We start from the raw sequence: 3,669 nt of genomic DNA on the forward strand, positions 1-3,669 counted from the left end.
CCACCCTCCACACCCACCACGCCGCCACCCCCGACTGGTCCGCCCTCCTCCCCGGCGCCCGCCTCACCGACCTCCCCACCTACCCCTTCCAGCACCAACACCACTGGCTCGCCCCCGCCTCCACGACCGGCGACGTCACCCACGCCGGCCTCGGCCCCGCCGAACACCCCCTCCTCGGCGCCGTCGTCGAACTCGCCGACGCCACCGCCGACGGCCTCGTACTCACCGGCCGCCTCTCCCTCCACACGCACCCCTGGCTCGCCGACCACGCCGTGTCCGACGCCGTCCTCCTCCCCGGCACGGCGCTGGTCGAGTTGGCACTGCACGCCGCCCAGCAGCTCGGCGGCGGCCACGTCGACGAGTTGACCCTCGCCGTCCCGCTGCGTGTTCCGGCGGCCGGGGCTCTCGACATCCAGGTCGTCGTGGGGGCGGGTGACGCCGACGGCCGCCGGCCCGTCAGCGTCCACTCCCGCCCGGCCGGCGACGCCGACGCCCCGCGGTGGACCCGCCACGCCGAGGGAACGCTCCTCCGCGCCTCCGAGCCTCACCCCGAGCCCCGCCCCGAGCCCCCCGCCGACACCGCGTGGCCGCCGGACGGCGCCCACGCCCTGCCACTGACCGGTGCGTATCAAGCGCTGACCGAGCGCGGCTATCACTACGGGCCCACGTTCCGCGGACTCCGGCGGCTGTGGCGCGCGACCGGCGTCGACGAGCTGTACGCCGACGTCACCCTGCCCGACGACGCCCTCGCCGACGCCGATGCCTTCGGCATCCACCCCGCACTCTTCGACGCCGCCCTGCACGCCCTCGTCCTCGCCGCCGAGGCCGAAGAGGCGGACGCCGACGGAGGCGTCGCCGACGGCAAGGCCGTCCGCCTCCCCTTCGCCTGGGCGGGCGTGCGCCTGCACGCCACCGGCGCCACCACCCTGCGCGTACGCATCACGCCCGCCGGGCCGGACACGGTCGCCCTCCACGCCGTCGACCCGGCCGGGCAGCCGGTGCTCTCCGTGGACCGGCTGACGCTACGGGCGATCGCGCCCGACGCCGGGGCCGTGACCCCGACCGGCGACATGCTGTTCCGCCGGGAGTGGGTCCCGCTGCCGGACATGCCGCGTACGGAGACGGGCCGTTGGGCTGCTCTGCGCACCGCGCCCTGGGCCGGCTTCGACGGGCCCGTCTTCGCCGGCCTCGACGAGCTGGCCGCCGCCGTCACCACGGGCGGCATCGAACCGCCGGACGCGGTCTTCACCCCCCTCGCCCCCGCCCACGACCGCGACCGCCGCGACCCCGAGGCGGCGGAGACGATCCACGCGGCCTGTGCGGAGGCCCTGTCCCTCGTCCGGTCCTGGGTGGCGGAGGACCGGTTCGCCGACGCCCGGCTGGTGCTGGTGACGGCCGGGGACGCGGTGCCGGAGCTGGTACGGGCGCCGGTTCAGGCGCTCGTACGGGTGGCGGAGTCGGAGCACCCGGGCCGGTTCGTACTGCTGGACCTGGACGCGGCTTCGGCTCCCACTCCCGATCTCACCGCGGCAGCACTGTCAGCCGGCGAACCGCAGGTGGCGCTACGGGACGGACGCCTCTCCGCCCCCCGCCTGACCCGCCACCTCCCCGACCCCGAGTCCGAGTCCGACCACTCTCCCGCCGCCTGGGCCGCCGACCCCGACGGCACCGTCCTCATCACGGGCACCGGCACCCTGGCCGGCCTGATCGCCCGGCACCTGACCACCCACCACGGCGCCCGCCACCTCCACCTCGTCTCCCGCCAGGGCGACCGGGCCCCCCACGCCGCCCGCCTCCGGGACGACCTCGCCGCTCTCGGCGCCACCGTCACCGTCACCGCCTGCGACCTCACCGAGCCCGACGCCACCCGCGCGCTGATCGACGCCATCGACCCCCACCACCCGCTTCGCGCCGTCGTCCACACCGCCGGGGTCCTCGACGACGCACCGGTCACCACCCTCACGCCGGAACGCCTGCGCGCCGTCCTCGCCCCCAAGGTCGACGCGACCCTCAACCTCCACCGGGCCACCGCGCACCTCCCCGACGTCGCGTTCGTGCTCTTCTCCTCCACCACCGCCACGCTGGGCACCCCCGGCCAGGCGAACTACGCCGCCGCCAACGCCTTCCTCGACGCGCTGGCCCACCACCGGCCCCGTACCCACGCCATCGGCTGGGGTCTGTGGGCGGAGACGAGCGGCATCACCGGTCACCTGACCGAGCAGGACCTCGCGCGGATGGCGCGGCACGGCCTGCTGCGGTTGGAGACGCGGCAGGCCCTCGCCCTCTTCGACGCCGTGACCCGCGACGCGGCGCCCAGTCTCGCCGCCGTACGATTCGAGCCCGCCGCACTCCGCGCCCGCGCCGCCGACGCGACGCTGCCCCCGCCGCTGCGCGCCCTCGTCCCCGCCGCGACCGCCCCGCGCCGCGCCGGGCGGTCGTCGGGCGACGCCCCGGGCGTGCCGCTCACCCGGCGGCTCGCCGGACTCGGGACGAAGGAACGGAAAGCGGCCCTGCTCGACGTCGTGGCGGGCGAGGTGGCCACCGTGCTCGGCCACCCCCGCACCACCCCGATCGAGCCGACCCGCGGCTTCAAGGACCTCGGCTTCGACTCGCTGACCGCCGTGCAGTTGCGCAACCGCCTCGCCGACACTGTCGGCCGGCGCCTGCCCGCCACCCTCATCTTCGACTATCCGGACCCGCTGGCACTCGCTGACTACCTGGGCACCGAACTCGCCGACGACCGCGCCGAGTCCGCGCCCACCGCACTGCCGCCCGCCGCCGCCGTCGACGTCGACGTCGACGTCGACGTCGCGGACGATCCGGTGGTCATCGTGGGCATGGCGTGCCGCTACCCGGGCGGCGTCACCTCCCCGGAGGAGCTGTGGCAGCTCGTCGCCACCGGCCGGGACGCGATCAGCGGCTTCCCCACCAACCGCGGCTGGAGCCTGCACACCCTCTTCCACCCCGACCCCGACCACCCCGGCACCAGCTACGCGCGGCACGGCGGATTCCTGCACGACGCGGGCGGCTTCGACGCGGACTTCTTCGGGATCGGGCCGCGTGAGGCGCTGGCGATGGATCCGCAGCAGCGGTTGCTGCTGGAGACGAGCTGGGAGGCGTTCGAGCGGGCGGGGGTCGACCCGGTGGCGCTGCGCGGCAGCCGCACGGGCGTGTTCACGGGACTGATGTACCACGACTACGCCACGTGGCTCCCGGAGCTGCCGGACGAGGTGGCGGGCTACGTGGGCACCGGCAACACCGGCAGCGTGGCGTCGGGTCGGGTGTCGTACAGCTTCGGTCTTGAGGGGCCGGCGGTGACGGTGGATACGGCGTGTTCGTCGTCGTTGGTGGCGTTGCATTTGGCGGCGCAGTCGTTGCGGACGGGGGAGTGTGACCTGGCGTTGGCGGGTGGGGTCACGGTGATGGCGAGTCCGGGGACGTTTGTGGAGTTCAGTCGGCAGCGTGGGTTGTCGGTGGATGGCCGGTGCAGGTCGTTTGCGGCGGGGGCGGATGGTACGGGGTGGGCTGAGGGTGTCGGGGTGCTGGTGGTCGAGCGGTTGTCTGCCGCGCGGCGGAACGGGCATCGGGTGCTGGCGGTCGTACGCGGTTCGGCGGTGAACCAGGACGGTGCGAGCAACGGGCTGACGGCGCCGAACGGGCCGTCGCAGC

Annotated in this window: 1 protein-coding gene; it reads left to right on the forward strand. The window is 75.4% G+C overall.

Going from position 1 to position 3,669, the window contains the following annotated elements:
• The coding region (locus tag T328_RS35925; RefSeq protein ID WP_496500471.1) for a type I polyketide synthase at positions 1-3,669 on the forward strand (3,669 nt) is incomplete at both ends.

The sequence above is a fragment of the Streptomyces sp. CNX435 genome, assembly GCF_059570575.1.